This is a genomic window from Candidatus Rokuibacteriota bacterium (assembly GCA_016209385.1).
In the GTDB taxonomy this organism is placed as follows: Bacteria; Methylomirabilota; Methylomirabilia; order Rokubacteriales; family CSP1-6; genus JACQWB01.
The window spans coordinates 1-26,902 of the sequence record JACQWB010000295.1 but is presented as its reverse complement, the minus strand read 5'-3'; the positions used below and the strand labels follow the sequence as shown (position 1 = coordinate 26,902).

Genomic DNA, 26,902 nt, shown 5'->3' with positions numbered 1-26,902 from the left:
GTCCCGTGTCGTCACACCCTCACCCTTACCCACTCCCGGTGAGGGAGAGGGGAGTCATTAGCTCGCATAGCGGATGCGGGGGTCGATGAACGCATAGAGGCAATCCACGAGGAGGTTGACGGTCGCCACGATCGCGGCTGTCAGCAACACCACGGCCTGGATCACCGGGAAGTCCCGCGACGTGATCGCCTCGTAGGCGAGCCGGCCGATGCCGGGCCAGGCGAAGACGGTCTCGACCACGATGGCGGTCGTGACCAGAATGGCGAAGTAGATCCCGGCGAATGTCACGACCGGGATCAGCGCATTCTTCAGCGCGTGCTGCCAGATCACCCAGCGCTCGGCGACGCCCTTGACGCGCGCCATCTTCACGTACTCGGCGTCCAGGACGTCGAGCATGCCGGAGCGCAGGAGGCGCATCATGCCCGCCACGACGAACCACCCGAGCGTGAAGCCGGGGAGGATGTAGTGGGCCAGGCTTCCCGTTCCTCCCGCCGGGAGCCACTGGAGCCGCCCCGCCACGACTTCGATCAGCACGATCCCCACCCAGAACGTCGGGAGCGACTGCCCGAGCGCGGCGATCACCTGGGCAGTCCGATCCGTGCGCGTGTCCTTCCTGACGGCCGCCATCACCCCGAGGGGGAAGGCGAGGAGCATGCTCACCGCCATCGAGAAGGCCGCCAGCTTGAGCGAGTTCGGGAGGCGCTCCTTGATCAGGTCGGTGACGGGACGGCGCGCCCTGAGCGATATGCCGAAGTCACCCGTCACCGCGTTGGTGACGAACTTCACGTACTGAAGGTGGAGCGGCCGGTCCAGGCCGAGGTAGCGCCGCGCGTTGGCGTAGTCCTCCTCGGTGGCGACCATCGGCAGGATCAGGTGGAGGGGGTCGCCGGTGGCCCTGGCGAGCGCGAAGACGACGACGGACAGGATCGCCAGGGCCACCAGCGACTGAACGAGGCGCGTCAGGATGAAGCGCCGCATGCGCAGGGTCGCACGATCACCTGGCCGTCACCAGCTCGTCGATGTTCAGGTCGTACATGACAGACCCTGGATTCCACTTCGTGATCTTCTTCGACGCGGCGTACGGGGTATGGAGGTACACCAGCGGCCCCCCCAAGTGCTCGCTCCGGAGCCTGAGGAAGATGTTCCGCATGAGCGTGTTGATCTTCTCGCGGTCGGTCTGGCGGAGCACCTCCCGCACCATGCCGTCAATCTCAGGGTCTTTCGTGGTCGTCGTCTTGGACGGGGTGTAGGCCATCTTTTCGATCAGCGCGTAGGTGCCGATCCAGTCGCGGTTGGCCATGTTGTAGTAGCCCACAGCGCCCGGGATCGACTGGTCGAGCCACTTCTTCCTGAAGGCGCCGTAGTCCACAGGGACGAGCTTCGGCTGGACTCCGATCTTCTGCCAGTAGCCCGCGACAGCCTCGGCCATCGCCTTGCCCTCGGGGAGGCCCGGGAGCTGGAAGGCGTAGAACTCGATCGGGAAGCCTCCCCCGTAGCCGGCCTCAGCCAGGAGCTTCTTCGCCCGCGCGGGGTCGTAGGGATACGCGACATCGGCGGTCATCTTGAAGTTCACGTCGGGGAAGGCCCAGGAGAGCCCGAAGGGGATGGCGCCCGGGTCCGCCATGCCGCCGAAGATCGTGGCGGCCAGCTCCTTCCGGTCGATGGAGATATTGAGGGCTTCCCGGACCCGTCTGTCCTTCACCGGGGTATTCTCCCACGGCTGGACCCACCACATCTGGAGGAGCGAGTCGTCCTTCCGCATGAAGATCGGGAAGCCGCCGCGCTCGACCTCCTTGACCCGGTCGCGGCTGATCTCGATGATGTCGGCCTCGCCGCGGCGGAGGATGGCGACCCGCGTCGTCTCCTCGGGGATGAGCCTGAACGTCACGGTCTTGAACTTGGGCGTGCCGAGCCGCCAGTGGCCCTCGACGGCTTCCAGCTTGACGTGGGAGCCGGTGACCTGCTCGACGAAGCGGTACGGGCCGCTCCCGATCGGCGCGCGGGCGAAGTGGTCATCGCCCTTGGCCTCCAGGTACTTCTTCGAGAGGATCATCCCTTCGGTGGAGAGGACGCGCGAGAGGTAGGGCGGGATGATGAGCGTGGGCTCCTTGGTCACGATCACGACCCGGTCGGGGGCCGGGGTCTCGATGTCCTGGACCAGCGCGCGGAGCGGGCCGGCGTACCCGGTCGTGGAGCGCTTGCCCATGGCGCGCAGCAGGCTGAACTTGACGTCGTCGGCGGTCAGGGCGTCGCCGTTGTGGAACCTGATCCCCTTGCGGAGGTGGAAGGTCCAGCGCTTGTGGTCGGGGGAGGCCTCCCAGCGACTGGCGACCCCGTTGTCCTTCGAGGGCTGGCCGTCCGGGGTGACGCCGACCAGGTAGTCGAAGATCAGCGAGAGGTAGAACTTGACGATATGGCCGCCGAGCACGGGATCCAGGATCTCGGTCGAGAAGCTCGAGAGCGCGATGGTCAGCTCGCCGGAGGGCCTGGCCTGTCCCCAGGCGGGGCCGGCGACGAGGAGCGACACGACCAGGAGTGAGGCCGCGAACCTGAGCGCTGGCTTCATGGCTTGCTCCTTTCGATTGGTTTCGTGATGGCCTCGTGGGCCCCGTAGAAGTACATGCTCCGTCCTGCCGCCCCTCCGACCACGGCGATCTCGTAGCACTCAGGCAGCTCCACCAGGGGCAGGGGCAGGTCCGGATGCTGGGTGAGCCACTGGAGGTCGGGGCGGCCGGCGATCAGCGTGGAGGGCTCGCGGTTGGAGCGCAGGACGCGGAACGGGAGCGTGGCGTGGCGGTAAAGGTAGTCGCGGACATCGGCCTTGGACCAGCCGTGCTTGGCGATGATGGCCGCGTGCTCAGGGCAGAGGAGGAGCAGGTTCCGGTCCAGGATCTTGACCTTGGTCTTCGGGTCGGCCCAGCTCCCCTCGAGCCACCGCCCCGTGGAGGCGACGGCGATGTTGGCGGCGGCGCTCGCCACCGTGTTGAGGATTCCCTCGGGGGTCGTGTTGAAGAAGTCGAAGACGTCGGACTGGGCGTACACGGTGATGACCGTCACCGCGCTCGTGTCGCGGTCGTAGCCGCGCTCGACGTGGAACGGGCTCCACGGGTTGGCGTCCTCGTTCTCCGCCAGGCAGAGGCTGAACTTGTTGGCCGATCCGATCGTGTCCATGTCCATGACGCCCGGATAGGCCTGGCCGACGTTCATGTAGATCAAGCGGAGCGCCCGACCGATCACCACATTCGCCCGGTTCTGAGAGCCGGGGCCGAGGGCGCCGCGCCCCGAGTTGATGCCGAGCTCCCGCGCGAGCGGGCCGTTGACCAGGATGAGCGGGGCGTGGGGGCCCGTGGACATCGCCGCGATCCGGAGGAAGAACGTGGGCTCGGCGACGGCCTGGACCGCGGCGATCAGCACCGGGAGATGCTCAGGAAGGCAGCCGGCCATCACGCAGTTGATCGCGATCTTCTCGACGGTGGCGACGCCGAAGCCGGGCTCGAGAACCGCCACCACCTCGTCGCGGGCGCGGCGGGTCCCACGGAGCATGCGCTCCACCCCGTCGGGAGTCGGCGGGACGAGCGGGAAGCCGTCGCTCCAGCCGCGCTCGAGGAAGAGACGGGTCATCCGGTCCAGGACATCCAGGGCGTCGGTCCCGTCCACGCTGAGGCTCTCGGCGGGCGCGCCGGCGGCCGGCGTCTCGACGGTGAGGGTCGGGGGCGTGGTGAGGGCCTCGATCACCCGGTCGATGCAGCCATCGACAGCACGTCGGATCTCGTCCGGCGTCTGATTGGTGAAGGGGAGTGGGACCACCGCGATGGGCAGGGCAGGGAGCCCGAAGGCCTGGGCGCTCCGCCGCGCGTCGCGGGCGAAGGCCTCCGCCGTGAACGAGACGGTCGGGACCCCCGCCTTCTCCAGCTCAACCATGTCGTGGACAAGCCACGACGTGCACGACCCTCAGTCGCTCGTGGTGCCGATGACCGCATCGCAGTCGGCGGCGATCCGCTCGACGTCGGCCGCCGTGGCCATGCGGAAGAGGCTCCCGACCTCGCCCCAGTAGCGGGAGAAGGCGGCGCCCGGAACGCGCTGGCTCAGGAGCTCCGCGGCCCGGGTCAGCGCGTGGTCGCCCCCCGCCTTGAGGTTCCAGTAGAGGCCGATCCGTTTCCCCGTGAGGTCGCTCGGCCTGTGGGCGGCCTTGACTGTCTGCTCGACGGTCTGGGCCTGCGGGTTCAGGACTTCCAGGCGCATGTCGGATCCCTCCCTATCGCCCGAGCAGCTTGCCGAAGGCGTCCACACCAGCTTTGGCGATGATCCCGTCCTGCTGCGCGGTGACCCCGCTGACGCCGATCGCGCCGACGACCTTCCCGTCCACGACGAGCGGCAGCCCGCCCTCGATCGGCATCGCGCCGGGGAGGCTGAGGATCACGTTCCGGCCGCCGGCCACGAGGTCCTCGAAGACCTTGGTCGGCCGCTTGTAGGCCACCGCCGTGCGGGCCTTCTCGATGGCCACGCGAATGCTGCCGGTCTGGGTCTCGTCGATCCGCTGGAGGTAGGTCAGGTGGCCGCCGTCGTCCACGATGGCAATGACGACGCGCCAGTTGTTCTTCATCGCTTCGGCCTCGGCCGCCGCGGCGATCTTCTTCGCCGCCTCCAGCGTGAGGGCCTTCTTGTCCATGAGCTGGGCGGAGGCGGGGCCGGCCAGGACGAAGGAGAGGACGAGCGAGAGGGCAAGCAAGGCGATGCGTCGTGCGGTCATGGCGCTTCCTCCTTTGGGAGTCAGAACGTTAATGGCTCTTAGGGATGACCGGATGGCCGGCGGCGGCGTCGGCGATTGCATGGTCGTTCTCTGCCGGGACCGCCCCGCTGACGCCGATCCCACCGATGATCCGGCCGTCCTCCACGATCGGGACCCCTCCCTTGCCGAACACGAACTGGTACGCCCCCAGGGCCGCCACGTTTCCGGCGAAGAGCTGGCGGGTGGCGAACCGCTCCTCCAGCGCCAGGGTGGTCGCGCGGAAGGCGACGGTCGCATTGGCCTTGGCCCGAGCGATCTCCGGCGTCACCCAGAAGGCCCCGTCCATCCGGTGCGAGGCCACGAGGTGCCCGGCGTCGTCCACCACCGCGATCGCGACGTTGAAGCCTAGCTCGCGCGCCTTGGCGATCCCTTTCTCGATACACTCGACGGCCTTCTTGAGCGTGAGTGGCATCAGGCTGACCCTCCGATCAAATCAACTCAGTGTCAGGGTCGGGGCGGAGCCCCCCTCCGAGGAAGCTCACAGCTCTTCCTTGAGGACGTAGGCGCGGTAGAGGCCGCTCATGTACTGCCAGCGCATCTCGGTGGCCTGTCGGACCGCCTCGCGCGCCTCGGCCTGCCGTTCGGGCGTGGTGCAGTGTTGCTCCACGATCTGGTACCCGCGCTCGCCGTGCACCTCGTCGGCCACGATGTGGACCGAGAAGAACTCGACCTCGTGGTCGGTGAAGCCGTAGTGGGTCTTGAGCGGCGGCAGGTTGCGCCGGTAGATCCCGGGCACCTGCGACTCGAGCCCGACCAGGAGGCCCGCGGCCGCCACGTGGAACCGCCGGTGGGACATCTCGTAACACCAGGCCGTGAGGGCCCGGGTCGTGGGGAGCTGTTTCGCGTTCTCCACTTCGGACCGGGTCAGGCCACAGGCCTCGGCGAACCGGATCAGCAGGTCCACGTGCTTGGTCCCGGATTCCTCCTCGACGATGTTCTCGAGCAGGAAGTCGCGGGCGTCCGGATCGGGGCACTCGGCGTACACCGCCGCGCACCAGCGCGGGAACTGGGAGACGTACTGGTAGTGCTGCGCGGCCCAGGATCCGAGCTGGACCCGCGTGAGCTCTCCCTTGACCCACTTTTCGGTGAAGGGGTTGAGCCGGCTGTGCCGGGCGTTGACCGCGGCCTCCAGGGCGGATCGAAAGGCGCTGTGCTCACTCATTCGGGCCCTCCCTCGGGTATCGGGTCAGTTGCGACTGCCTCCGTCCACCATCTAGAGACCGCCTCCGTCAAACCCTTCAGGAGCCGGCGAGCCAGCAGCGCGTCGCCTGGCCCTCGCCGACGCTGAGCTCGGGCGGATCCTCTTCGCGGCAGCGCTCCATCACCTTCGGGCAGCGGGGATGGTAGGGGCAGCCCGGCGGGAGCGCGGCGAGGTCGGGAGGCTGGCCGTCGATCGCGGTGAGGCGCTGGCGCGGATCGCCGAGCCGGGGGATGGAGTCGAGCAGGGCCTGAGTGTACGGGTGGGCGGGGTCGTTGAAGATCCGGCGGACGGGTCCCGCCTCGACGATGCGTCCCGCGTACATCACCGCCACCCGGTCGCACATCTTGGCCACGATGCCGAGGTTGAGGGTGATGAAGATCAGCGCGAGCCGGTGCGCGCGCTGGAGCTCGCGCAGCAGGTTCAGGTACTGGGCCTGGATCGTCAGGTACAGGCTCGTCGTCGGCTCGTCGGCAATCAGGAGGCGTGGCTCGCACGAGATCGCGATGGCGCCCACGATCCGCTGGCGCATTCCCCCCGACATCTGGTGGGGATACTCGCGCACGCGCACCTCGGGCGCGGGGATCCGCACCGCCCGCAGCAACTCCTGGGCCTTGGCCCAGGCCCCGTTCCGGCCCGCTTTCTCGTGGACGCGGATGGGCTCGGCCACCTGGTCGCCGACCGTGAAGAGCGGGTTCAGCGAAGCCATGGGGTCCTGGAGGATCATGGCGATGCGCTTCCCCCGGATCCGGCGCATCTCGGCGTCGGGCTTGGCCAGCAGGTCTTCGCCCTCGAACCTGACCTCCCCCCGCACGATCCGGCCCGCCGGCGGGAGGAGACGCAGGATCGAAAGCGCGAGGGTCGTCTTCCCGGAGCCGGACTCTCCCACGATGCCGAGCGTTTCCCCGGTCTCGAGCGCGAGCGAGACCCCGTGGACCGCCCGCGTCACCCGGGCGCCGCGGGCGCTCACGTAGTGTGTGCAGAGGTCCCTGACCTCGAGCAGGCGGCTCATTCCCGCGCAAACCCCTCCGAGACGATGCTGTGACCCACGATTTTATACTCGCCGCGGCCGAACGGCTTCTGGATGGTGAAACGCTCCTCGGCCGCATGCCTGGCGTAGTGCACCTCGTACTGGAGGCTGACGAAGGCGCCGGTCTCGGGCGGGACGAAACCGGTCCGCGAGCGGGCCGCCGTGAGCCGGTACGAGCGCAGGTCCCCGAGCCGCGCCGTGATGATCTGGATGTCCTGCTTCAGCACCTGGGGATTCCGCGTTTCAAGATAGCCCGGCGCGAAGTAGGTGATGGCCCCGTCCAGGTCGTTCGCCTTGACCGCCTGGAGGTAACCCTCGGCCACGCGCCGGCCGTGGGCCTCCCGGTCCTCGGTCCCGCACCCCGCGAGGAAGATCGCGACGAGCAGCAGGGCGACCGCCACGCCCGCCTCCCAGACCGCACGCCGCGCTCACAGCTGGCGGAGCTGAGGGTCCAGCTTGACCCGGAGCCAGTCGCCGAGGAGGTTGGCCGAGAGCACCATCAGCATGATGCAGCAGCCGGGGAGCACCGTGAGCCACCAGTAGCCGGCCATCAGGCCCTTCTTGCCGTCGGCGAGCATGAGCCCCCAGGCGGGCTTGGGGGGAGGCACCCCGACCCCGAGGAAGGAGAGAGACGCCTCGGCGACGATCACGACGCCCAGCATCAGCGTCCCCAGGACGACGGCGGAATTCAGGACGTTGGGGAGGATGTGGCGCCGCATGATCGTTCCCCTGGAGCAGCCGGCCACCACGGCGAGGCGGACGAAGTCGCGCTCCTTCATGGAGAGGACCTCCCCGCGGATGACCCGGGCGTAGCGCGTCCAGTAGACCGCGCCCAGGATGATGATGATGTTCATCTCGCTGGGGCCGACGATGGCAGCGAGGAAGATGGCGAAGCTGAGCGCGGGCAGCGCGAGCCAGGTGTCGGTGATGCGCATGATAGCCTGGTCCACCCAACCCCCGAGGTAGCCTGACAGGATCCCGAGCGCCGTTCCGAGAATGCCCGCGAAGATCACGGCGGTGAAGCCCACCACCATCGAGACCCGCGCCCCGTAGATGAGGCGCGAGAGCACATCGCGGCCGAGATGATCGGTCCCGAGGAGGTACCTCTCGCTTCCCCCGGCCTGCCAGGCCGGCGGGCGGAAGCGCTCGCCCAGGTTTCCCACCTCAGGGTTGTGCGGGGCGAGCACGTCGGCGAAGATGGCGAGCAGCGCGATGGTCGCGATGATGGCGATTGGGATGACCGGAAAGCCTTCGACGCGAAAGGACGCGAAGCGCCAGGCGAGCGTGAGCGTGGCCGCTCGGCTACCGTTCATAGCGGATCCTCGGGTCGATGGCGGCGTAGAGGATGTCCACCAGGAGGTTCACGACGACGATCATGGCGCCGCCCAGGAGCACCGTCGCCTGGACGATCGGGAAGTCGCGGAAGGCGATCCCCTCGTAGAGCAGCCGGCCGATGCCGGGCCACGCGAAGACGGTCTCGACGACCACCGCCACGTTCACCATGATGACCAGGTTGATTCCCGCCAGCGTCAGCACCGGGATCAGGGCGTTCTTGAAGGCATGCTTGGCGATCACGAGCGCCTCGGGGAGCCCCTTCAACCGCGCCAGCTTCACGTACTCGGAGCCCAAGACCTCGAGCATTGACGAGCGTGTGAGCCGCATGTGGGCCGCCGCGAAGTACCAGCCCAGGGCAAAGGCCGGCATCACGACGTGGAGCGGCGTGCCGGAGCCCGAGGAGGGGAGCCATCCCAGGTAGACGGAAAAGAAGAGGATCAGGAGGAGCCCCACCCAGAACGACGGGAGCGAGAGCCCGAGCAGCGCAAAGACCTTCCCCGCGCTGTCCCACCAGCGGTTCACCCGCACCGCCGCCAGGATGCCCGTCGGGATGCCGATCAGCAGCGAGAACGCCATCGCCGCCAGCGCCAGGAGGAGCGAGTTGGGGAGCCGCGACAGGTACAGCTCGAGGACCGGCGTCCGGTAGTAGAAGGACTTGCCGAAGTCGCCCCGGATCAGGCTCTCGAGGAAGTTCCCGTACTGGACCACGAGCGGCCGGTCAAGGCCGAACTGTGTCCGGATCGCGTCGATGTCCTCCTGGCTGGCCCCGGGCTCGACGAGCAGCACCACGGGGTCGCCGGTCAGCCTGGCGAAGAGGAAGATGGTGAGCGAGAGGAGAAAGAGCGAGAGCAGCGAGTAGCCGAGCCGCTTGACGATGTACTGCTTCACGCCCTGCGCGCCCCCTCAGTGCCTCACTTCCCTTTGAGCTTCACGTCCTCGTAGGGCGCCGAGTAGGCGTGGCCGGCGATGAGACCGAGCCCCGACTCCTCCACGCGCGACCCCACGCCGTTGAGGAACGCCAGTTCCCACAGATGCGCGAACATCGCCTTCTCGTGGACGAGCTGCTGGATCCGGTTGAGGACAGCCTCGCGCTTCTTGCGGTCCAGCTCGGCCGCCTGCTCGCGGAAGAGCCCATCCAGGTCGGCATAGCTGCCGTACACGTAGGTGCCGCCGGTGACGACGAAGGCCTCGAGGCGGGTCGCGGCGTTGCCGAAGGCGCCGCTGGCGCCCTGGATCAGGTTCCGGTGCTTCTTCTCCGCGAACCCCTTGAAGAAGGCCGCGCGCTCGAGCGGCCGCAGCTTGACCCGGATCCCGACCGCCTGGAGGTAGTGGACCGCGGCCTCGCCCAGGTTGGCGTAGGCGACGTCGCAGTAGTACTCGCCCGCGTCGAAGCCGTTGGGGTAGCCGGCCTCGGCAAGGAGCTGTCTGGCCTTCGCCGGATCGTGCGGGTACGCCGGCGGCTGCCAGTAGAAGTCGAAGCTCGAAGGGATGATGCTCCAGGTGATCTTGGAGAACCCGAGGGTCTCGGCCTGGTTGATCGCGGTCCGGTCGATCGCGTAGTTGGCGGCCAGGCGCACTCGCTTGTCGTGCCACGGCGACTTCGCGTCCCACTGGTCGGCGAAGTAGATCCAGAACGGCGCTGGGATGATGGTGGGCTTGAGCGTGAGTCCGGCCGTGCGGCGCAGCTCCTCGGCGAGCGCGCCGCGGATCGAGTAGACGACGTCGACTTCGCCGCGCTTGAGGGCAGCCAGGCGCGTGGACTCGTCCGGGATCACCTTGAAGACGAGGCGCTTCACGCCCGGCGCCTTGCGCCAGTACTGGTCGAAGGCCTCGAAGACCAGCTCGACGCCCGGCGTGAACGAGACGAACTTGTACGGGCCGGCGCCGATCGGGTGCTTCTTGTACCCGTCGTCGCCTACCTTCTCGACGTACTTTCTGGGGACGATCCAACCGGCGCCGGTGGCGGTCGCGTAGAAGGTCAGGAAATCGGGCCAGGGCTGCTTGAGCCGGAAGCGGACACGGCCCGGGTCGGGAGTCTCCACGGCGGCGACCCGTTCCTTGAGCGTCTTCGCGGCGGTGCCCCGGTAGCGCTCGAAGGAGAACTTGACGTCCTCGGCCGTGAGGGGGTCGCCGTTGTGGAACTTCACCCCCTTGCGGAGAGCGAACTCGTACGTCAGCGCGTCGGGCGAGACGGTCCAGGACTCCGCCAACGCGGGCGCGATCGGCTTGCCGGGCATCGGTTTCACCACTGCGTCGTGCAGCGCGTAGAGGACCATGAACGGCGTGATGATTCCGGGGGTCTCGGCGGGGTCGAACCAGGTGGGGGCGAGCGAGGTGTGGACCCCCCAGGTCATCTGCCCCTCGGGCGCCGCCCCCGCGCCGGGAATCCCGACCGGGCCGGTCCACGCGAGGAGGAGAGCCAGAGCGAGAATGCGGAGCGAGCGAGTCCGTTCAGTCATGTGCGATCCCTCACTTGGCTTTGAGTTTCAGGTCCTCGTACGGCGCCGAGTAGGCGTGGCCCCAGGTCAACTGCCCTTCCGGGGCCGCGGGGGCGGGTATCGGCGCCGGCAAGGTGACGGCCAGCGCGCAGGCAAGGATAGCGGCCCAGAAGGTGTTCGGGCCAAAGCGCTTCGGCCGCATCGTTGTGCCCTCCTTCCTCGCCCACGACCGAGCCGGGCAGGCCTCGAGCCAGAGAGGACAGGTCGGAACGGGCGGGAAAGTGCTTCATGATTATCCCTGCCCGCTTGCCTTGTCAATGGCTTGAGCCACCGGCCTTGCTTGACCGGGCCGGGGGAGAACCGCTATTCTTCCGGGCATCCAAGCCGGCGAGGGGAGAGGACGCTCCATGGAACCGTTCACGGCCGAGCGCATGCGAGACGTGGCGAGCCTCCAGGGCTACGCCTGGGCGGACGAGGACCTCGAGCGGATCAGGCCGCTGGTGGAGCGCGGCCTCGCTCTGGTCGAGAAGCTGGCGGCGGTCGTCCCGCAGGAGATCGAGCCGGCGATCCAGTACCGGATGTTCTGATTCTGACCCCCTTCAAGAGTGGAGGGGCACGGGAGGCGAAGGTGAGGGAGCTGGTGTGGAAGCCAATCACGGAGCTGGCCCGGATGATCGCGGCCAAGGAGGTCTCTTCCGTGGAAGTGGTCCAGGCCTACCTGGACCGGATCGAGGCGCTGGACGGCAAGCTGAAGGCCTATATCACCGTCTGCCGAGACGAGGCCCTCGCCGCGGCGAAGGCGGCCGAGGCCGCGATCATGAACGGTGAGTCCCTGGGCCGGCTTCACGGCGTCCCCATCGGCCTCAAAGACCTCTACGCTACCCAGGGCATCCGGACGACGGGAGGCTCGAAAATCCTCGGCCAGTGGGTCCCCGGTGAAGACGCCACCGTCGTCACCCGGCTGAAGCAGGCGGGCGCCATCGTCCTCGGCAAGCTCAACATGCACGAGTTCGCCTACGGCCCCGAAGGCCTCAACGTCCACTACGGGGATGCGTGGAACCCGTGGGACCCCCGCACCCATCGGATCGCGGGAGGCTCCTCCTCGGGCTCGGGGGTCGCGGTCGCGGCGGGGCTCTGTGCGGGCGCGCTCGGCTCCGACACCGGCGGCTCGATCCGCATCCCGGCCGCGCTCTGCGGGATCACGGGGCTCAAGCCGACCTACGGCCGCGTGAGCCGGGCCGGCGTGCTCCCGCTGGCCTGGTCGCTGGATCATGTGGGGCCGATGACGCGGACGGCGGCCGACTCGGCGCTGATGCTCGGGGCGATGGCCGGCTACGATCCCCGCGATCCCTCCTCGAGCGTGCTGCCGGTCCCGGATTACGCGGGGGCGCTCACCGGCGACACGAAAGGACTCCGCGTGGGGCTGCTGCGCGCGTTCTTCCTGGAGTCCGCCGGCGGCGCGCTCCGCCAGGCTGTCGAGCAGGCGGTGAAACTGCTGGAAGGGCTGGGAGCCAGAGTGGAGGAGGTGACCCTGACCACCGCCGCGCACGCCCTCGCGGCGTCCTTCGCCATCATCTCTCCGGAGGCGCTGGCCTACCACGAGGCGTGGATGAGGTCCCGCCCCGACGACTATGCCGCTGACGTCCGCGATCGCCTGCGGGTCGGTGCGTTCGTGTCGGCGACCCAGTACCTGAGGGGGCAGCAGATGCGCGCCATGATCCGGAACGAGGTGGACGCGCTCCTGGGGAAGCTCGACGTCCTGATCGCGCCTGCGACACCCATCGTGGCGACCCCGGTGGGCCAGACCGAGGTGACGATCGAGCAAGAGAAGTACGATGTCCGCTCGAGCCTGACCCGCTTCACCCGGATCTTCAACCTCTCCGGACATCCGGCCTGCGCCATCCCCTGCGGGTTCACCGCGGCGGGCCTCCCGATCGGGATGCAGATTGCCGGGCGCCCGTTCGACGAGGCCGCCGTCCTCCGCGTGGCCGATGCGTACCAGCGCGCTACCGACTGGCACACCCGGCGGCCTCCTGTCGAGTGACCGGCGTGCGTGCCTGGTTCGGTCCCGGCGGTATGTGATAGGATGCGCCCATGGATTCCGACGCGCTTGATCAGCGGCTCGGCGCGCTCGAGTCCCGTCTCGCCCGCCTCGAGGCCCTCCTCCAGAGCGTGAGCGAACAGCTCGGGCGAACCCAGCTCAACGCCGAGGCCAGCAAGGAGGCGATCGAGAGCTGGGTGACCGACTACGTGTCGCTCCGCCTGACCCAGCTCGTCCCGGAGACCTGCGAGCACGTCCCGGACGCCGCGACGGCAGAGGGACCGGTGCTTCCGGGGACCCGGATCCGCTGCACCGAGGAGGTCGTCCACCGTCTGGGGCGCATCCCGATCCCCTTCGTCCGCCAGATGGTGACTCAGAAGGTCGCCGAGGCCGCCAGGGCGGAAGGCGTCAAGCTGGTGGACGTCGCCTTCTTCGAGCGCGCGGCGACCTTCTGACAGTGCAAGCTGTCAGGGGAGGATCTCCTGAGCTTTCAGCACTGGCAGAAGCACCTGATGGCGGGCCCCGCGCTCTGAGACCGACCGCGGCGCTGGCTGGGTCGTTTGCCTGACGATCCCGACACGCCTGACGCCGGGGAACCGGTCGAGCTGCCGATCGAGGACTTCCTCGACCTCCATACCTTCACGCCGCGCGAGGTTCGCTCTGTGGTGGACGAGTACCTGCGCGAGGCGTGCCGCCGCGGCTTTTCCGAGGTGCGGCTGATCCACGGCAGAGGGAAGGGGGTGCAGCGGGCGATTGTCCAGTCGCTCCTGGCCGGCCATCCGCTGGTCGCGGAGTTCTTCGACGCGCCGCCCGAGCGCGGGGGCTGGGGTGCGACGGTCGTGGTGCTGCGCCCGCAGGGCATTACTCCGACGCGCCCCTAGGCTTTCGCCGCCCTGAGCACCAGGTGCCGGTCGGTGAACGCGATGACCCGTCCCGCTTCGATCCTTATCCCTTCTCCCCCTTTGCCCGCTCGGCGAGGTGGCGGAAGAGGAAGTCGGTGTCCAGCGGCGTCAGGTCGAACCGCCGGCTCGCCTCGTCCACCAACCTGACGCGATCCGCCTTGGGGTTGTCGCGGAGCTGCTCGTCGATCCACTTCACCGCCTGCTTGATCGGCGCTTCGCCAGCGGCCATAGGTCACCTCTCTCACGTATTGTGCCAACTCCCGTTCGACTCACACCACCTCGATGCGCGCGAGCTTCCGGCGGGCAGCTTCGACCGCACCGCCGACGATCGCGACCGACACGGCCAGGGCGAGGAGTAGGGGGCCTGCGGGCGAGCGTCCGTCGAAGATCGCGAGCGCCGAGCGCTGGGCGAGCCATCCCACCAGCGATACGTACCCCAGGCAGAGGAAGGTGGTCGCGAGTCCTCCCGCGTTGGTGCTCAGGCTCTCGGGGTTCGCCTCCCTGAAGTTGGGCCAGACGGCGCCGAACGCGAGGGAGACCGCCACCGTCGTGATGGTCACCAGCCCGAAGAGGAAGGCGAGGGCCCCCAGGTGGGAGAACGACGGGCTCAGCCTCAGCGTGCCGGCCAGGGCGATGCTGCCGACCAGCACGAGGAGCAGAGCGGCGTAGAGGGCGAGCTTCCCCAGAAAGAGCTGGAACGGCCGGACCGGGCTCGAAAAGAGCACCCACGCTGCCTGCCCCTCCAGCGAGAGGCTCGGGAAGACAAAGCGGAGGCCGAAGGCGGTCAGGAAATAGCCGGCGGCCACCAGGTTGAGCAGCAGGAGGCGCGCCACTGTCTCGTGCTTCTCCGCCACCTCGCGGACCGGGGCCACGAAGAGAAAGGCGATGTAGAGGGCGAGGAGGAAAAGGAGGAAGGCTGCCTGCCCAAGCTCGCGAGGGCTCCGCCAGAGCCGGAGGAGGTCGCGCTCGACCAGGGAGCCGATCGGGCCACGGAGAACGCGGGGGAAGAGGCCCTGGCCCGTCGGGATCGCCGTCGTTTCCGAGCCGGCGGAGAAGACGAGCCCCTCGGTCACCATCGGCAGCGTGCGGCGGTAGAGCCACCGCCCGGGGAGCGCGGCTCCGGCCAGCACGACCAGCGGGGCCAGCCAGAGGGCCAGCCGGGTGGCTCCCGAGCCGGCGGGCTGGCCGGTCGCGCTCACGAAGAGGGCGACGGCGAACGGGTGGCTCGGCCAGAAGCTGAAGCGCGCCTCGATGAACTTGATGGACTGCGGCTTGCCGTTCAGCATCCCGGGATCGAAGATCATTGTAAAGTCCGTGGTGGACGGCACGACGTTTCGACCGACGAGGAGGGCGAAGCTCCCGAGGACCAGGATGGCGGCCAGGGCGATGCTGGTGCGCGTCCTGAGCCGACGGAAGGCGGCTCCGGCGAGAGCCGTGAGCAGCGCGCCCGTCCCGCCGGTTAACGCCATGAACAGAACCAGGACCGCGAGAGCCAGCACGTAGTAGTCGGCGCTCGTCCCATAGCTCACTCCGAGCGCCAGAACCGCCGGCATCCCGAGGATGACGAAGGCCCACGACGTGAGCCCGAATGTCTGCGCGGCCCGCAGCCAGTAGAGCGCCGTCAGCGGGAGCGGGGTGGCGAGGAGGAGTGGGGTGTCGGCGGCGCGGTAGAAGATCCAGAGCCCGGAGACCACGAAGCTCAGCAGCGCGACGAGCCAGACCAGGACGAGGAAGCTCTCGAGGGTGTAGAGCGTGAGCGCCGGAGCCGCGCGCCCGAGCTCGCGCGTGATGAAGGTGAAGGTCCGCAGGAAGACCTCGTACTCGGCGGCCATGACCGCGGTGAAGAGCGCGACGAAGGCCCCCATCACCGCCACCTTGGCTCCCTCCCGGTCCCGGAGGATCTTTCGCGCCAGGGTCAGGCGCCGGGTGAGGAGCAGCAGGAAGAGCCTCATCGGGGGTGGGAGTTGGTGAAGTGCAGGTAGAGCGCTTCCAGGGACGCGCCCGGCAGCCCGGCCTGCGCGCGCAGCCCGGACAGAGTGCCGTCCCGGATCAGGCGTCCGTCGCGGAGCAGGCCGACCCGATCGCAGACTGTCTCGGCGAAGGCGAGCGAGTGGGTGCAGAGCAGGATCGCGCCGCCGTCCGTGGCGAAGCGCTTCAGCAGCTCCCGCGTCCGGATCGAGCTTTCCGGGTCGAGCCCGACGATGGGCTCGTCCACGATCAGGAGGCTCGGCGCGTGGAGCAGGCTCGCCATGATCGCGACCTTCTGCCGGTTGCCGCGGGAGTAGGTCTCCACGTACTGGTCCACGATTTCGCCGATCGGGTAGAGGGCGAGGAACTCCTCGATCCTCCGGCCGCGCTCCGGGCGCGGCACTCGGTACAACTCGCCGACCAGGTGCAGGAACTCGCGCCCGGACATCTTCTCGTAGACGAAGGGCTCGTCGGGAATGTAGCCGACGCGCCGCTTGGCCGCCTCCGGAGCGCGGGACAGGTCGATCCCGTCGATGACGATCCGCCCCGCGCTCGGACGGTAGAGGCCGGTGACCATCTTGACCGTGGTGGTCTTGCCCGAGCCGTTGGGGCCGATGAGGCCGTAGATCTCGCCGGGCTCAACCCGGAGCGAGAGGTCGTCCACGGCGAGGCGGGATCCGAAGCGCTTGGAGAGATGATCCAGCGACAGGCGGGGCTCGGCCATCGCCCCTTCACCCGGCCTGGGTGAGGATCGCCTTGGGGAGCACGAGCCGGACGGCCATGACGGGGCGCGGGGAGGTCCCGATCTTGAAGTCGCCGATCAGCGAGCAGAGCATGTACGCGGCCTCGGCGGAAAGCCGCGTGGCGCGCGTGAGGTAGCGGATGGCCGCCCGGGCAGCGTCGCGCATCGCCTCCTCCAGCGTGGGGGCGGTGCCGACCACCTGGAGGGCGTCGGCGGTCTCGATCACCGGCCGGTCCAGGAACGCGGGTCGCTCCACCGTGACCCGGAGCGTCACCGTCGCATCGCACTCGAGCCCGGTCCCACAGGTGATCCCGTCACCGATGATCGCGTGCGGGTCGGCCAGAAAGAGGAGACCGCCCCGGACGAACACCGGGAGGTGGCAGACGGTGCCGGGCCTCAGCTCGTTCTGGTCGAGGTCGCCGCCGTGGGGCCCTGCGTAGCCGAAGTGGTCGAGGACCTCGGGCATCGTGGAGAGCGTGCCGAGCGATGGGCGCACGGGGATCCGGATGTCGCCGAAGTAGATCACCCCGTCCCGGATCGGGGAGACCCGGAGGGCGGGGCCCGGGAAATCCTTCGGGAGGAGCCCATAGTTCTTCATGATGGCCGTTACCCCCTCCTGCCCCACCTCCATGGCGAGGAGCTCCACGCGGAGGGAGTCGCCTGGCCCGGCGCCTTCGACGAAGATCGGCCCGGTGATCTTCCCCAGCGGGTGGCCCACCGCCTCCTCGGTGAAGGGCGTGGGAAAGCGCGAGGGGTCGCGCACGCCGAGGAAGGCCTCGCTCACCTCCACGACGACGACTTCCCCCGACGCGACGCTGAGCGCCGGGCGCGTGTCCGGCTGGGCGTCCATCAGGTACATCTCGCGATCGGGCTTGAGGTGCTTCACCGCGTCCTTCCCCCCTTACACCACCGCCGACATGCCGCCGTCGAAGTTGATCGCGGTGCCCGTGATGTAACCGGCGCGCTCGGAGGCGAGGAACGCCACCAGGTCGGCGAACTCCTCCGCCTCGCCGACGCGCCCGAGCGGCACCCGCTTGCCCACCTCCCGGTAGTAGGCCTCGACGTCACCCTTGGCGCGCCGCTCCCACTGCACGCTCTTGACCAGGCCGAGACAGACGGTGTTCACCCGGATCCCCTCGGCCGCGTACTCGTTGGCGAGCGACTTGGTCAGGTTGATCCCGGCGGCGCGCGTCACGGTGGTCGGGAGCGCCCGAGTTCCGGGAGCCTTGCCGCCCACCGTGGTGACGTTGATGATGCGCCCGCCGCCCTGGCGGCGCATGTGGGGGATGACCAGCCGGCAGCACCGGACCGCGGCCATGAGCTTCAGGTCCAGGTCCTGCTGCCAGGCGCGGTCGTCCACCTGCTCGAAGGCCCCGGCTGCGGAAGTGCCCGCGTTGTTGACGAGGACGTCGATCCGGCCGAAGCGGGCGATCACCTGGCTGATGAAGGCCTCCACCTGGTCGGCCTTGGTCACGTCGGCCGGCACCGCCAGGACATCGGCGCCTGTCGCGTTCCGGATCCGCTCCGCGGTCTGCTCGAGGATCGCCTTCCGCCGCGCGCAGAGCGCGACGCGCGCCCCTTCTTGGGCGAACTTCAGGGCGCAGGCCCGCCCGAGCCCCTCGCTCCCGCCGGTGATCACGACCACCTTCCCCTTGAGCCCGAGCTCCAGCGTCATGGAATCCTCCGAACGCCGCGGCCCCTCAGGGGACTGAGGGGCCGCGGGAACGTGGCGAGCGGACCCGGTTACTTCCCGTTCTCGCGCTCGTAGGTGGTCTTGTATGCCTTGTTCAGGTCTTCGATCCCCTCGATGTGCTTGATCGTGCTCCAGGTCGCGCGGGCGGCTCCCCGCATCGCATAGTAGAGGGTCTCCATGATCTCGTCCTCGTTGGCGCCAGCCTGCTTCGCGGCCGCGAAGCGTCCTGGCACTCAGGACGTGCAGCCGGCCGCGGCCATGGCGGCCAGCGCGACCAGCTGCGTGGTCTTGGGGTCGAGCGCCCCCTCCTGGTAGAACACGCCCGCGAACTCCTTCATCGCTCCCATAGGGCCTCCTCCCTCTTGAGTGGATGATGTGCTCCGCCCATCCGGGCTCCCCAATTATACTCGATGCCGGCCCGTGGGGTCGGTCTGTTCGAACCCGGCGGGGCGTGACAGATGAGCGGGGATGGAACCCGAGGCGGCTCCCCGGCGAACCCGCGGGAGGGTCCACCGGTCCGGCGCTCTGACACTGGCTGATTTCGCGGATCGCCAATTGGCTCTTTACAATGCTCAAAACATTCTTACAATGGCTCCAAATGGTCGGCATGGAGATCCGGCTCGACCGGTCGCGACCGATCCCGCTCGGGCAGCAGATCCAGGCCCACCTGGAGCGGCTGATCGCCGATGGCCTGCTGGCCCCGGGGGTCAAGCTCCCGGCCAGCCGCGAGCTGGCCGAGCGGCTCGGCGTGAACCGGACGACGGTGACCCTGGCCTATGAGGAGCTGGTGGCCCGGGGCCTCATTCGCGCCCACGTGGGGCAGGGGACCTTCGTCGCCGAAGGTGGGCACCGCGCCGCGCTCCCCCCAACCGGGGCGAGGCCACCCGCCAAGATCGACTGGTCGGGGCTCTTCTCCAAGGGCTCCCAGCTCGTGGCCGCGGACGTGCGGCGGCGAGACCTCTACAACCAGGTGGCCCGCCCGGCGCCGGGCGTGATCTCGTTCGCCGGCGGGATGCCCGACAGCACGCTCTTTCCCACCGAAGCCTTCCGCCGGGTCCTGAACCGGGTGATCAGAACGGAAGGCTCGGAGCTCCTCCAGTACTATCCCTCCGGCGGCTACCCGCCGCTCCGGCGCTTCCTGGCGACCTACCTCCTGAGCTTCGGGGTCGAGGCGCGCCCGGAGGAGATCTTGATCGTCAACGGCTCCCAGCAGGGGTTCGACCTGATCGCCCGGACGCTCGTCGACCCGGGGGACTTCGTGGCGATCGAGCAGCCGAGCTATCCCCGGGCCATCCAGGCCTTCCGCTCTTTCGGGGCTCAGTTCCTGCCGGTTCCGATGAGCGAGGCCGGGCTCCGCCTGGACCTCCTCGAACGGGTCCTGGAGCGCCATGCTCCCAAGCTCCTCTACTGTCAGCCGACCGGCCACAACCCGACGGGCCTGACGACGCCCGCGTCGGCGCGGCGCCAGCTCCTCGAGCTGGCCGGTCGCTACCAGATCCCGGTCGTGGAGGACGGCTTCGACGGGAGCCTCTTCTACGAGGAGCGGCCGCCGGCTCCGCTCAAGGCCGCCGACCCCTACGGGCTCGTCCTCTACATCGGCACGTTTTCCAAGATCCTGTTCCCGGGGCTCCGCCTCGGCTGGCTGGTGGCGCCGCCCCCGGTGATCGAGCGCCTCACGGCGGCCAAGCAACTCGCCGACATCCACACGAGCCCGTTGATCCAGGCGGCCGTCTATCACTTCTGCCAGCGCCGTCTGCTGGAGCGTCACCTCCGGCGCTCGGCGCCCGAGTACGATCGGCGCCGGACGCTGCTCCTGGACGCGTTGGGCCGGCGGATGCCCAGAGGCGTGAGCTGGACCCGGACCCAGGGCGGCTTCTCCCTGCTCGTGACGCTTCCGGAGAGGATGGACGCCGTGACGCTGCTCCCGCGCGCCGTGGAGCGGGGGGTGGCGTTCACGCCGGGGAGCGCGTTCTTCCTGGATGGCGGGGGCGAGAGCACGCTCCGACTCTCCTTCTCGTCGGTCCCGGCGAGCCGGATCGACGAGGGCGTGCGCCGGCTGGCCGACGCGATCCGTGAGATGCAGAGGCGCCCGGTGCGGCGCGAGGCCGAGCGCGCCGGGGTTCCGCTGGTTTAAAAGGAGGCCCATGGCTCTCGCACGGACGCTGCCAACCCTCAACGGAGGCTCGTAAATGTGGAAAGGGGTCGTCGTCTCTCTTCACACCGCTCCCGCGGCAGCCGAGCCCATGATCTCGCTCAGCGAAGTGCGGGCGGTGGCCGGGAAGGGACTTGAGGGGGATCGCTATTTCACGCGAGTCGGAACGTATTCGGGTAGGCCGGGACCGGGGGGCGCTCCGTCTGCCCGGGAGGTCACGCTGATCGAGGTCGAGGCCATTGATGCCCTGACCCGTGACTACGCGTTCCAGCTGAAGGCGGGGGACAGCCGTCGCAATATCGTGACCCGGGGGGTGCCGCTCAACCATCTGATCGGCCGGGAGTTTCGAGTCGGCGAGGTCGTCATGAAAGGCATTCGCCTCTGCGAACCCTGCGCGCATCTCGAAGGGCTGACGCAGAAAGGGATCATGCGGGGGTTGATTCACCGGGGTGGCCTGCGGGCCGAGATCGTGACCGGTGGGGTGATCCGGGTCGGCGACTCGGTGGAGCCGCAGCACGAGCCGGTCTGAGGAAACCATGATGCGATTCGAGACGATCGCGGCTCGAGGAGGGCGGGACCTCACGTCGGCCAGCCGCCCGCTGACGCCGCCGATCTACCAGACGAGCGTCTACGCCTTCGAGACGATGGAGACCGTGGAGGCCGTGTGGGAGGGGAAGGAGCCGGGCTTCGTCTACGGCCGTTACGGCAGCCCCAACACGGCGATGCTGGAGACCATGGTGGCGGCGCTCGAGGGAGGCGAGGCTGCGGTGGCGTGCGCGTCAGGAATGGGGGCCCTCACCGCGCTCTTTCTCGGGCTCCTGCGCCCGGGCGATCATCTCGTGGCGGCGCAGGACCTGTACGGTACGACCACGGCGTTCTTGAACGACGAACTGCGCCGCTTCGGCGTGGAGACCGCCTTCGTGGACGCGACGGAGCCGGCGCGGGTCCTGGCGGCGCTCACGCCGAGAACCCGCGCGGTGTACGCGGAGTCGGTCTCGAACCCGCTCCTCAAGCTGGTGGACCTGGAGGCGCTCGGCGCCGAGCTCCGCCGCCGGGGCGTCGAGCTGATCGTGGACTCGACGTTTGCCTCGCCGGCGATCCTCCGCCCGCTGAGCCTGGGGGCCACGGTCGTCCACCACAGCGCCACCAAGTTCATCTCGGGCCATGGCGATGTCACGGCAGGGATCGCGGTGGGGCGGGGGGAGCTGATGGAGCGGGTGCGGGCGGCCATGATCAAGTTCGGGACCAACCTGGGCCCCTTCGATGCGTGGCTGGCGGCCCGCGGGCTCCGCACGCTCCACGTGAGACTCGAACGCCAGTCGGCCAACGCCCTGGCGCTGGCCCGGTTCCTCGAGGGGCGCCGCGAGGTCGCGCGGGTGTACTATCCGGGGCTCGCCTCGCATCCCCAGCACGAGCTGGCCCAGCGGCTCTTCAAGAACGGGGCGGGTGCGATGTGCGCCTTCGACCTGAAGGGCGGGGCGCTCGCCGTGGAGCGGTTCATGACCGGTCTCAGGCTCATCGAGTTCGCGCCCAGCTTCGGGGAGGTGGCGACGACGTGGAGCTACCCGCTGCGGACCTCTCATCGACGCATCCCTCCAGCCGAGCTGGAGGGTCTCGGCATCGGCCTGGGGCTCGTGCGACTGTCCGTCGGGCTCGAGGCCGTGGAGGACCTGATGGAGGACCTGACCGGCGCGCTCGAACGCGCCCGGACCTAGCGTTTGTACCGAGATTTCGGAAGGGGGACGAAAGTCCCCCTCCGAGTTACAGGAGGAGGCCGACATGGAGATCGGGACGCTTCGGTTAAAGGTGGGGCTGGCCGAGATGCTGAAGGGCGGCGTCATCACGGACGTGACCACGGCGGAGCAGGCGAAGATCGCCGAGGCTGCAGGGGCCGTGGCGGTCATGGCCCTCGAGCGTGTGCCGGCTGACATCCGGGCCCAGGGCGGGGTCGCCCGGATGGCGTCGGTCAAGAAGATCAAGGACATCATGGCCGCGGTCACGATTCCGGTCATGGCCAAGTGCCGGATCGGCCACTTCGTCGAGGCCCAGATCCTGGAAGCCCTCGGCGTGGACTACATCGACGAGTCCGAGGTGCTGACCCCCGCCGACGAGCACTTCCAGGTGGACAAGTTCGCCTTCAAGGTCCCGTTCGTCTGCGGCTGCCGCGACCTGGGCGAGGCGTTGCGGCGCATCGGGGAGGGCGCCGCACTGATCCGGACCAAGGGGGAAGCGGGCTCGGGGAATATCGTTGAAGCGGTTCGCCACATGAGGAAGGTCACGAGCCACATCAAGCGGCTCACCACGCTGGGGCCCGAGGAGCTGATGACGGAGGCCAAGGAGCTGGGCGCCCCGTACGAGCTGCTGCGCTGGGTCGCCCAGAACGGCCGGCTCCCGGTTCCCAACTTCGCCGCCGGCGGGATCGCCACCCCCGCGGATGCCGCCCTCATGATGCAGCTCGGGGCCGAGGCGGTGTTCGTCGGCTCAGGGATCTTCAAGTCCTCGGACCCCGCCGCCCGCGCGCGCGCCATCGTCCAGGCGACGACCCATTACCGGGACCCCGACGTGCTGGCCAAGGTGTCCGAGGAGCTGGGGGAGGCGATGCCGGGGATCGAGACCTCGAAGCTCGCCGAGAAGGAGCTGCTCCAGACGCGCGGGTGGTAGTCGTTCGAGCCGAGGGGCTTCGGACGAGCCGCAGGCGTGGCAGTTCGAGCCGAGGCGCTTCGGCGCAGGCAGCTTCATCGCCTGCGCCAGCGGCGAGGCGAGACCCGAGTAAGTAACAGCCACGAGGCGAGGCCCGAGTTGATCTTGCGGGCAAAGCCCGCGCTCGAACCGCAGTTCGAGCCGAGGGGCGTCGGCCATGCCGGGAGGCAGGCCCGCCACGAGGCGAGGCCCGAATAGATCATCAGGAGGGACGATGCGGATCGGGGTACTGGCGCTTCAGGGCGACTTCAGCCTTCACCGGAAGGCGCTCGAGCGGATCGGCGTCGAGTCGGTGGAGGTGAGGAAGCCGGCCGAGCTCGAGGCCGTCGACGGCCTGATCGTCCCGGGCGGCGAGAGCACGACGCTCCTCAAGCTCATGGACGCCTGGGACTTCGTCCCCGCCCTCGAGAAGTTTCACGCCGCCGGCAGGCCGATCTTCGGGACCTGCGCGGGCCTGATCGTGCTGGCGCGCGAGGTGCTGAACCCGAACCAGGCCTCGCTCGGCCTCATCGACGTGACGACCGAGCGCAACGCCTACGGGAGGCAGCGAGAGTCCTTCGAGACCGAGGGCGAGGCTACGCTGGACGGCCAGCGGCGACCCGTCAAGATGGTCTTCATCCGCGCCCCGCGGATTTGCCGGGTCGGTCCGACGGTGACGCCGCTCGCCTTCCATCAGGGCGAGTGTGTCATGGCACAGGAGGGCTCCGTGCTGGTCGCGACCTTCCACCCGGAGCTGACCGACGACCCCACCGTCCACCGCTACTTCTGCGGGATGGTGGAGGAGTCCCGGAGCTAGGCTGCGTTCGAGTCGCGGAGGGGTCATGCCGTACGACTACAAGGGGCACTTCGGCGAGATCGCGATGACGCACGACCTCACGACGCTTCCCGGCGAGCGCACGTGGCGTCTGGCGGCCCCCGGGCGCGACACGGAGCACCACCGGATCGTGCTCTACCTCGGCTGCAACGTCCTCCGCACGTCGCACATGGTCCAGACAATCACCGCGATCTTCGACCGGCTCGGGTTGGATTACGTCGCCGTCGGCGGCCCTACCTACTGCTGCGGGATCGTCCACCACCAGCACTGGGACACGGCGGCGGCGGGCGGGATGGCTCACCACACGATCGAGCTCTTCAAGCGGTTCGAGCCGGAAGAGGTGGTGATGTGGTGCCCGTCGTGCATCTACTTCTATGACGAGGTCCAGCGGGTCCAGATGCCGTTCCCGGTCCGCCACGCGACCGAGTTCCTGGTCGCGCGGCTGCCGGAGCTGACCTTCTCGCGCGAGGTGCGCGCCCGCGTCGCCCTCCACTACCACACCCAGAGCGAACCGCGTCGCCGCGAGGGACTCGCCGGGCGCCGGCTCCTCGAGGCGGTTCCCGGGCTTCGCGCTGTCGAAGTCGAGCCGACCGAGCGGTTCGGGCGCATCTGCACCCCCGCCGTCCAGCAGCAGCTCGGCCTCGAGGCCTGGAACGGCCTCGTGCGGGACGAAATCGATCGGGCCCGCGCGGCGGGTGCGGATACCCTGGCGACGATCTACCACGGCTGCCAGCGGCTGATCTGCGGGTTCGAGGCCCACCACCCGATCGCCATCGAGCATTACCTCTCGGTGTTCGCCCGTGGCCTCGGGCTCGAGTTCGAGGATAAGTACAAGAAGTATCGCTTGTGGCAGGATCCCGACCGGATCCTGGCCGACATGACGCCCTGTCAGCTGGCGAACGACGTCAACCCGGCGCGGGCTCGCGAGCTCGTGGAACGGGCGTTCGGCTCGCGCGCCTTGACCGTGGCCCCCGGAGACTCCCCACCGTCCTAGCCTGGCGAGCTCGCCGTGAAGTGACAATGGCCTGGACCCCGCCGCCGCCCCGCCCCGGACACCCGTTCTACATGTACGACGCGATCTATGCCCAGCCGGGCGCGATCCGGCTCGTCCTGCGCAACAACGCCGAGACCGTGAGGGCCGCGGCCGCGCACCTCAGGGGCATGGAACGGGTCTTCCTCTCGGGGATCGGCACCTCCTGGCATGCCTGTCTGGTGGGGGAGCTGCTCCTCTCCCAGGTTGGCCGGCTGGGCCACCGCGTCCGCGCCTTCCACTCGTTCGAGTTCAAGAACTACTGGCCGGACCCGGACCCGAGGACTGGCGTCATCGTCGTGAGCCACCGCGGGACCAAGCGCTTTTCGCTCGAGGCGCTCCAGAAGACGAAGGCCGGCGGCGGTGTCGGCGTCGTGATTACCGGGCTCGGGAGCGGGGATGGCCTGAAGATCGCGGACTACACGCTGAGCACGGTGGCGCAGGAGAGCTCGGCCGCCCACACGGTCAGCTACACGACGGCGCTGGCGCTCCTCGTGGCGCTTGCCGCCGAGCTGGGGGGTCGCGACGAGGTCGCGGCGGCCGTCGAGGCGATCCCTGACCAGATGGCGTTCCTCCTCGGCCAGGAGTCGTGGGAGGAGCTGACCGCGCGCTTTTCGCAGGGGCGCCGCTACTACTTCGTCGGGGGCGGCCCGAACACGGCGACCGCCTACGAGGCTGCGCTCAAGATGAACGAGGCCAATTACGCGACGACCGTCGGCATGAACTGCGAGCAGGTCCTGCACGGCCCCTGGGCGGCGATGGAGGCCGGCGACGTGGTCTTCCTGGTCGCGCCGCCGGGCCCTTCCTACGAGCGGTGCCTCGCCCTCGCCCGCGCGGCGAGCGAGGTGGGCGCACCCGTCGTCGGGATCGTGCAGGAGGGGGATCGGGAGCTTTCGGCGCTCTGCGCCGAGACGATCGCGCTCCCGCCGATCCCCGAGCTGCTGACTCCCATCCTGGCGGTCGTTCCCCTCCAGCTCTTTACGTATCACCTGGCGGTTCGACGGGGGACGAACCCCGACACGATGCGGGGCGACCAGCCCGCCCACGGCCGAGCCCGCGCCAGCTTTTCGCTCTAGCCGGCGGACTCAGCGGCTCGCCTCCTCGAAGGCATCCAGTTGCGTAAGATTTCGATTTAACTGCTTATTTTTTCTCTTGACACAGGTATGACCTGTTGCAGGATAATGTGGTCAGACCAGCCGACCAACAGACAACACACCGGGGTGACGGGAGGGATTTATGGCCCATCTGATCTGCGAAGTCGTGTATCGCGGCATCTTCCAAAAGAACCTGGCGTCCCGGATCACACGCGGCATCGTGCTGTCGGCTCGAAAGTCCGGCCGCTGGGGGATTGCCTTCGGCCGCTACGGGGACAGCCCCCAGCGGAACGGCGTCCCTGCCAAGGACTTCGCCATCGTGGCGGACACGAAGGAAGAGCTGGAGCAGCACATGGCGCGCTACGAGCCCAAGGAGCTGCACGTCACGATCTGCGTGGACGACACTCTCTGCAAGGGCGTGGAGTCCTGGGCCTGGTATGGGCTTCAGCCGATCAACCGGCTCCTCCTCCCCAACGGCCATCTCCTCGTTACCTCCACCCAGCCTGCCGGCGAGCTGCTGAAGGATATCCACAAGAAGGACGCTCCCTACTTCCTCTGGACCCTCCAGGGGAAGGCCTCGTTCTCGGGCCTCTGGGTCTACAAGGAGGATCACACGGAGGTGCGGATCCTTGGGGCGCTGGCGAAGATCGCGCCCCAGTTCCTCACGATCGATGCGGTTGCGGAGGCCATCAAGGAGGCGGAGTGGGGCTCGGAGCTGAAGGTGGAGTCCGCCCGGAAGGCCTACGAGCGGATCGACGGCCGGCCGGTGAAGATCACCGAGGGGAACCCCGAAGTTCCGTACTCTTTTGAGATGCCCCGGTGGTGGGAGATGCGCGAGGGCGTGTCGATCCCGTCGCTCCCCATCGGGAAGCCGATCGAGGGCGGCAAGGGGTACCGGCCGGACCGGAGCCCCGTGTTCAAGAAGTTCTCCACCCGCACCATGCGGCCGGTGATCGACTTCGACACGTGCGTGAAG

The 26,902-nt window shown here is 68.8% G+C and carries 32 protein-coding genes; 12 read left to right on the top strand and 20 right to left on the bottom strand.

Features of this window, described 5'->3' with window-relative positions:
• Positions 1-57: 57 nt before the first annotated feature.
• The 13 genes from HY726_22450 to HY726_22390 all read right to left on the bottom strand — a co-directional run bounded on the left by HY726_22450 (position 58) and on the right by HY726_22390 (position 10,992).
• Positions 58-978, bottom strand: coding sequence for an ABC transporter permease (locus tag HY726_22450; protein ID MBI4611759.1), 921 nt, complete (start codon positions 976-978; stop codon positions 58-60).
• 16 nt (positions 979-994) lie between these two features.
• Entirely contained in the window at positions 995-2,566 is a 1,572-nt protein-coding gene (locus HY726_22445; GenBank protein MBI4611758.1) for an ABC transporter substrate-binding protein, read from the bottom strand.
• Positions 2,563-3,921: a hypothetical protein gene (locus HY726_22440; GenBank protein MBI4611757.1), complete on the bottom strand. Its 1,359-nt coding sequence runs from the start codon at positions 3,919-3,921 to the stop codon at positions 2,563-2,565. The genes HY726_22445 and HY726_22440 overlap by 4 nt, the downstream gene beginning before the upstream one ends.
• A 30-nt stretch (positions 3,922-3,951) precedes the next feature.
• Positions 3,952-4,242, bottom strand: coding sequence for a hypothetical protein (locus tag HY726_22435; GenBank protein MBI4611756.1), 291 nt, complete (start codon positions 4,240-4,242; stop codon positions 3,952-3,954).
• A 13-nt stretch (positions 4,243-4,255) separates the two neighbouring features.
• The gene (locus tag HY726_22430) at positions 4,256-4,669 is read right to left on the bottom strand and encodes a heme-binding protein (protein ID MBI4611755.1); all 414 of its coding nucleotides are present in this window, start codon (positions 4,667-4,669) and stop codon (positions 4,256-4,258) included.
• A 109-nt stretch (positions 4,670-4,778) separates the two neighbouring features.
• Positions 4,779-5,201 (bottom strand): heme-binding protein, encoded by a 423-nt coding sequence (locus HY726_22425; protein MBI4611754.1) that lies wholly within the window; start codon positions 5,199-5,201, stop codon positions 4,779-4,781.
• A 66-nt stretch (positions 5,202-5,267) separates the two neighbouring features.
• Positions 5,268-5,951, bottom strand: coding sequence for an iron-containing redox enzyme family protein (locus tag HY726_22420; GenBank protein MBI4611753.1), 684 nt, complete (start codon positions 5,949-5,951; stop codon positions 5,268-5,270).
• A 76-nt stretch (positions 5,952-6,027) separates the two neighbouring features.
• The gene (locus HY726_22415; protein ID MBI4611752.1) at positions 6,028-6,999 is read right to left on the bottom strand and encodes an ABC transporter ATP-binding protein; all 972 of its coding nucleotides are present in this window, start codon (positions 6,997-6,999) and stop codon (positions 6,028-6,030) included.
• The gene (locus tag HY726_22410; GenBank protein MBI4611751.1) at positions 6,996-7,418 is read right to left on the bottom strand and encodes a hypothetical protein; all 423 of its coding nucleotides are present in this window, start codon (positions 7,416-7,418) and stop codon (positions 6,996-6,998) included. The genes HY726_22415 and HY726_22410 overlap by 4 nt, the downstream gene beginning before the upstream one ends.
• Positions 7,419-7,445: 27 nt before the next feature.
• On the bottom strand, positions 7,446-8,330 hold the full coding sequence (locus HY726_22405) for an ABC transporter permease (GenBank protein MBI4611750.1): 885 nt from the start codon (positions 8,328-8,330) through the stop codon (positions 7,446-7,448).
• A complete protein-coding gene (locus tag HY726_22400; GenBank protein ID MBI4611749.1) occupies positions 8,320-9,240 on the bottom strand; it encodes an ABC transporter permease in 921 nt (306 codons plus the stop codon). The genes HY726_22405 and HY726_22400 overlap by 11 nt, the downstream gene beginning before the upstream one ends.
• A gap of 23 nt (positions 9,241-9,263) precedes the next feature.
• Complete coding sequence (locus HY726_22395) at positions 9,264-10,811, bottom strand: ABC transporter substrate-binding protein (GenBank protein ID MBI4611748.1); 1,548 nt, start codon at positions 10,809-10,811, stop codon at positions 9,264-9,266.
• Positions 10,812-10,821: 10 nt separating this feature from the next.
• Positions 10,822-10,992: a hypothetical protein gene (locus tag HY726_22390; GenBank protein MBI4611747.1), complete on the bottom strand. Its 171-nt coding sequence runs from the start codon at positions 10,990-10,992 to the stop codon at positions 10,822-10,824.
• A 205-nt stretch (positions 10,993-11,197) separates the two neighbouring features.
• Here HY726_22390 and HY726_22385 point away from each other — a divergent pair, with 205 nt between their 5' ends.
• The 4 genes from HY726_22385 (at position 11,198) to HY726_22370 (ending at position 13,712) form a co-directional block, all read left to right on the top strand.
• On the top strand, positions 11,198-11,377 hold the full coding sequence (locus tag HY726_22385) for a hypothetical protein (protein ID MBI4611746.1): 180 nt from the start codon (positions 11,198-11,200) through the stop codon (positions 11,375-11,377).
• 83 nt (positions 11,378-11,460) lie between these two features.
• Complete coding sequence (gene gatA, locus HY726_22380; protein MBI4611745.1) at positions 11,461-12,834, top strand: Asp-tRNA(Asn)/Glu-tRNA(Gln) amidotransferase subunit GatA; 1,374 nt, start codon at positions 11,461-11,463, stop codon at positions 12,832-12,834.
• A gap of 50 nt (positions 12,835-12,884) precedes the next feature.
• Complete coding sequence (locus HY726_22375; GenBank protein ID MBI4611744.1) at positions 12,885-13,286, top strand: PCP reductase family protein; 402 nt, start codon at positions 12,885-12,887, stop codon at positions 13,284-13,286.
• A 105-nt stretch (positions 13,287-13,391) separates the two neighbouring features.
• Positions 13,392-13,712: a Smr/MutS family protein gene (locus tag HY726_22370; GenBank protein ID MBI4611743.1), complete on the top strand. Its 321-nt coding sequence runs from the start codon at positions 13,392-13,394 to the stop codon at positions 13,710-13,712.
• Between the two features lie 64 nt (positions 13,713-13,776).
• Here the strand turns inward: HY726_22370 and HY726_22365 are convergent, their stop codons facing one another.
• From HY726_22365 to HY726_22335, 7 genes are all read right to left on the bottom strand, one after another.
• The gene (locus HY726_22365; GenBank protein MBI4611742.1) at positions 13,777-13,962 is read right to left on the bottom strand and encodes a hypothetical protein; all 186 of its coding nucleotides are present in this window, start codon (positions 13,960-13,962) and stop codon (positions 13,777-13,779) included.
• Positions 13,963-14,002: 40 nt separating this feature from the next.
• Entirely contained in the window at positions 14,003-15,685 is a 1,683-nt protein-coding gene (locus HY726_22360) for a hypothetical protein (GenBank protein MBI4611741.1), read from the bottom strand.
• Complete coding sequence (locus HY726_22355) at positions 15,682-16,425, bottom strand: ABC transporter ATP-binding protein (GenBank protein ID MBI4611740.1); 744 nt, start codon at positions 16,423-16,425, stop codon at positions 15,682-15,684. Before HY726_22355 ends, HY726_22360 begins: the two co-directional genes overlap by 4 nt.
• 7 nt (positions 16,426-16,432) lie before the next feature.
• Positions 16,433-17,329 (bottom strand): acetamidase/formamidase family protein, encoded by an 897-nt coding sequence (locus tag HY726_22350; protein MBI4611739.1) that lies wholly within the window; start codon positions 17,327-17,329, stop codon positions 16,433-16,435.
• A 15-nt stretch (positions 17,330-17,344) separates the two neighbouring features.
• Complete coding sequence (locus HY726_22345) at positions 17,345-18,112, bottom strand: SDR family oxidoreductase (GenBank protein MBI4611738.1); 768 nt, start codon at positions 18,110-18,112, stop codon at positions 17,345-17,347.
• A gap of 74 nt (positions 18,113-18,186) precedes the next feature.
• Positions 18,187-18,369 (bottom strand): hypothetical protein, encoded by a 183-nt coding sequence (locus tag HY726_22340; GenBank protein ID MBI4611737.1) that lies wholly within the window; start codon positions 18,367-18,369, stop codon positions 18,187-18,189.
• Complete coding sequence (locus tag HY726_22335; protein ID MBI4611736.1) at positions 18,370-18,483, bottom strand: carboxymuconolactone decarboxylase family protein; 114 nt, start codon at positions 18,481-18,483, stop codon at positions 18,370-18,372.
• Positions 18,484-18,743: 260 nt separating this feature from the next.
• On the opposite strand from HY726_22335, the gene HY726_22330 reads away from it, so the two are divergent.
• The 8 genes from HY726_22330 to HY726_22295 form a co-directional block, all read left to right on the top strand.
• Complete coding sequence (locus HY726_22330; protein ID MBI4611735.1) at positions 18,744-20,270, top strand: PLP-dependent aminotransferase family protein; 1,527 nt, start codon at positions 18,744-18,746, stop codon at positions 20,268-20,270.
• 55 nt (positions 20,271-20,325) lie between these two features.
• Complete coding sequence (locus HY726_22325; GenBank protein ID MBI4611734.1) at positions 20,326-20,817, top strand: MOSC domain-containing protein; 492 nt, start codon at positions 20,326-20,328, stop codon at positions 20,815-20,817.
• A gap of 7 nt (positions 20,818-20,824) precedes the next feature.
• Positions 20,825-22,003 (top strand): aminotransferase class I/II-fold pyridoxal phosphate-dependent enzyme, encoded by a 1,179-nt coding sequence (locus tag HY726_22320; GenBank protein ID MBI4611733.1) that lies wholly within the window; start codon positions 20,825-20,827, stop codon positions 22,001-22,003.
• A gap of 64 nt (positions 22,004-22,067) precedes the next feature.
• Positions 22,068-22,949, top strand: a complete 882-nt coding sequence (gene pdxS, locus HY726_22315; GenBank protein MBI4611732.1) for a pyridoxal 5'-phosphate synthase lyase subunit PdxS — start codon at positions 22,068-22,070, stop codon at positions 22,947-22,949.
• A 253-nt stretch (positions 22,950-23,202) separates the two neighbouring features.
• The gene (gene pdxT, locus HY726_22310; GenBank protein MBI4611731.1) at positions 23,203-23,784 is read left to right on the top strand and encodes a pyridoxal 5'-phosphate synthase glutaminase subunit PdxT; all 582 of its coding nucleotides are present in this window, start codon (positions 23,203-23,205) and stop codon (positions 23,782-23,784) included.
• 25 nt (positions 23,785-23,809) lie between these two features.
• Positions 23,810-24,796, top strand: a complete 987-nt coding sequence (locus HY726_22305) for a (Fe-S)-binding protein (GenBank protein MBI4611730.1) — start codon at positions 23,810-23,812, stop codon at positions 24,794-24,796.
• Between the two features lie 26 nt (positions 24,797-24,822).
• Positions 24,823-25,908 carry an SIS domain-containing protein gene (locus HY726_22300; protein ID MBI4611729.1) on the top strand — a complete coding sequence of 362 codons (1,086 nt, stop codon included), beginning with the start codon at positions 24,823-24,825 and terminating at the stop codon, positions 25,906-25,908.
• Between the two features lie 160 nt (positions 25,909-26,068).
• Positions 26,069-26,902: (4Fe-4S)-binding protein (locus tag HY726_22295; GenBank protein MBI4611728.1), on the top strand; the 834-nt coding region annotated here is incomplete at its 3' end.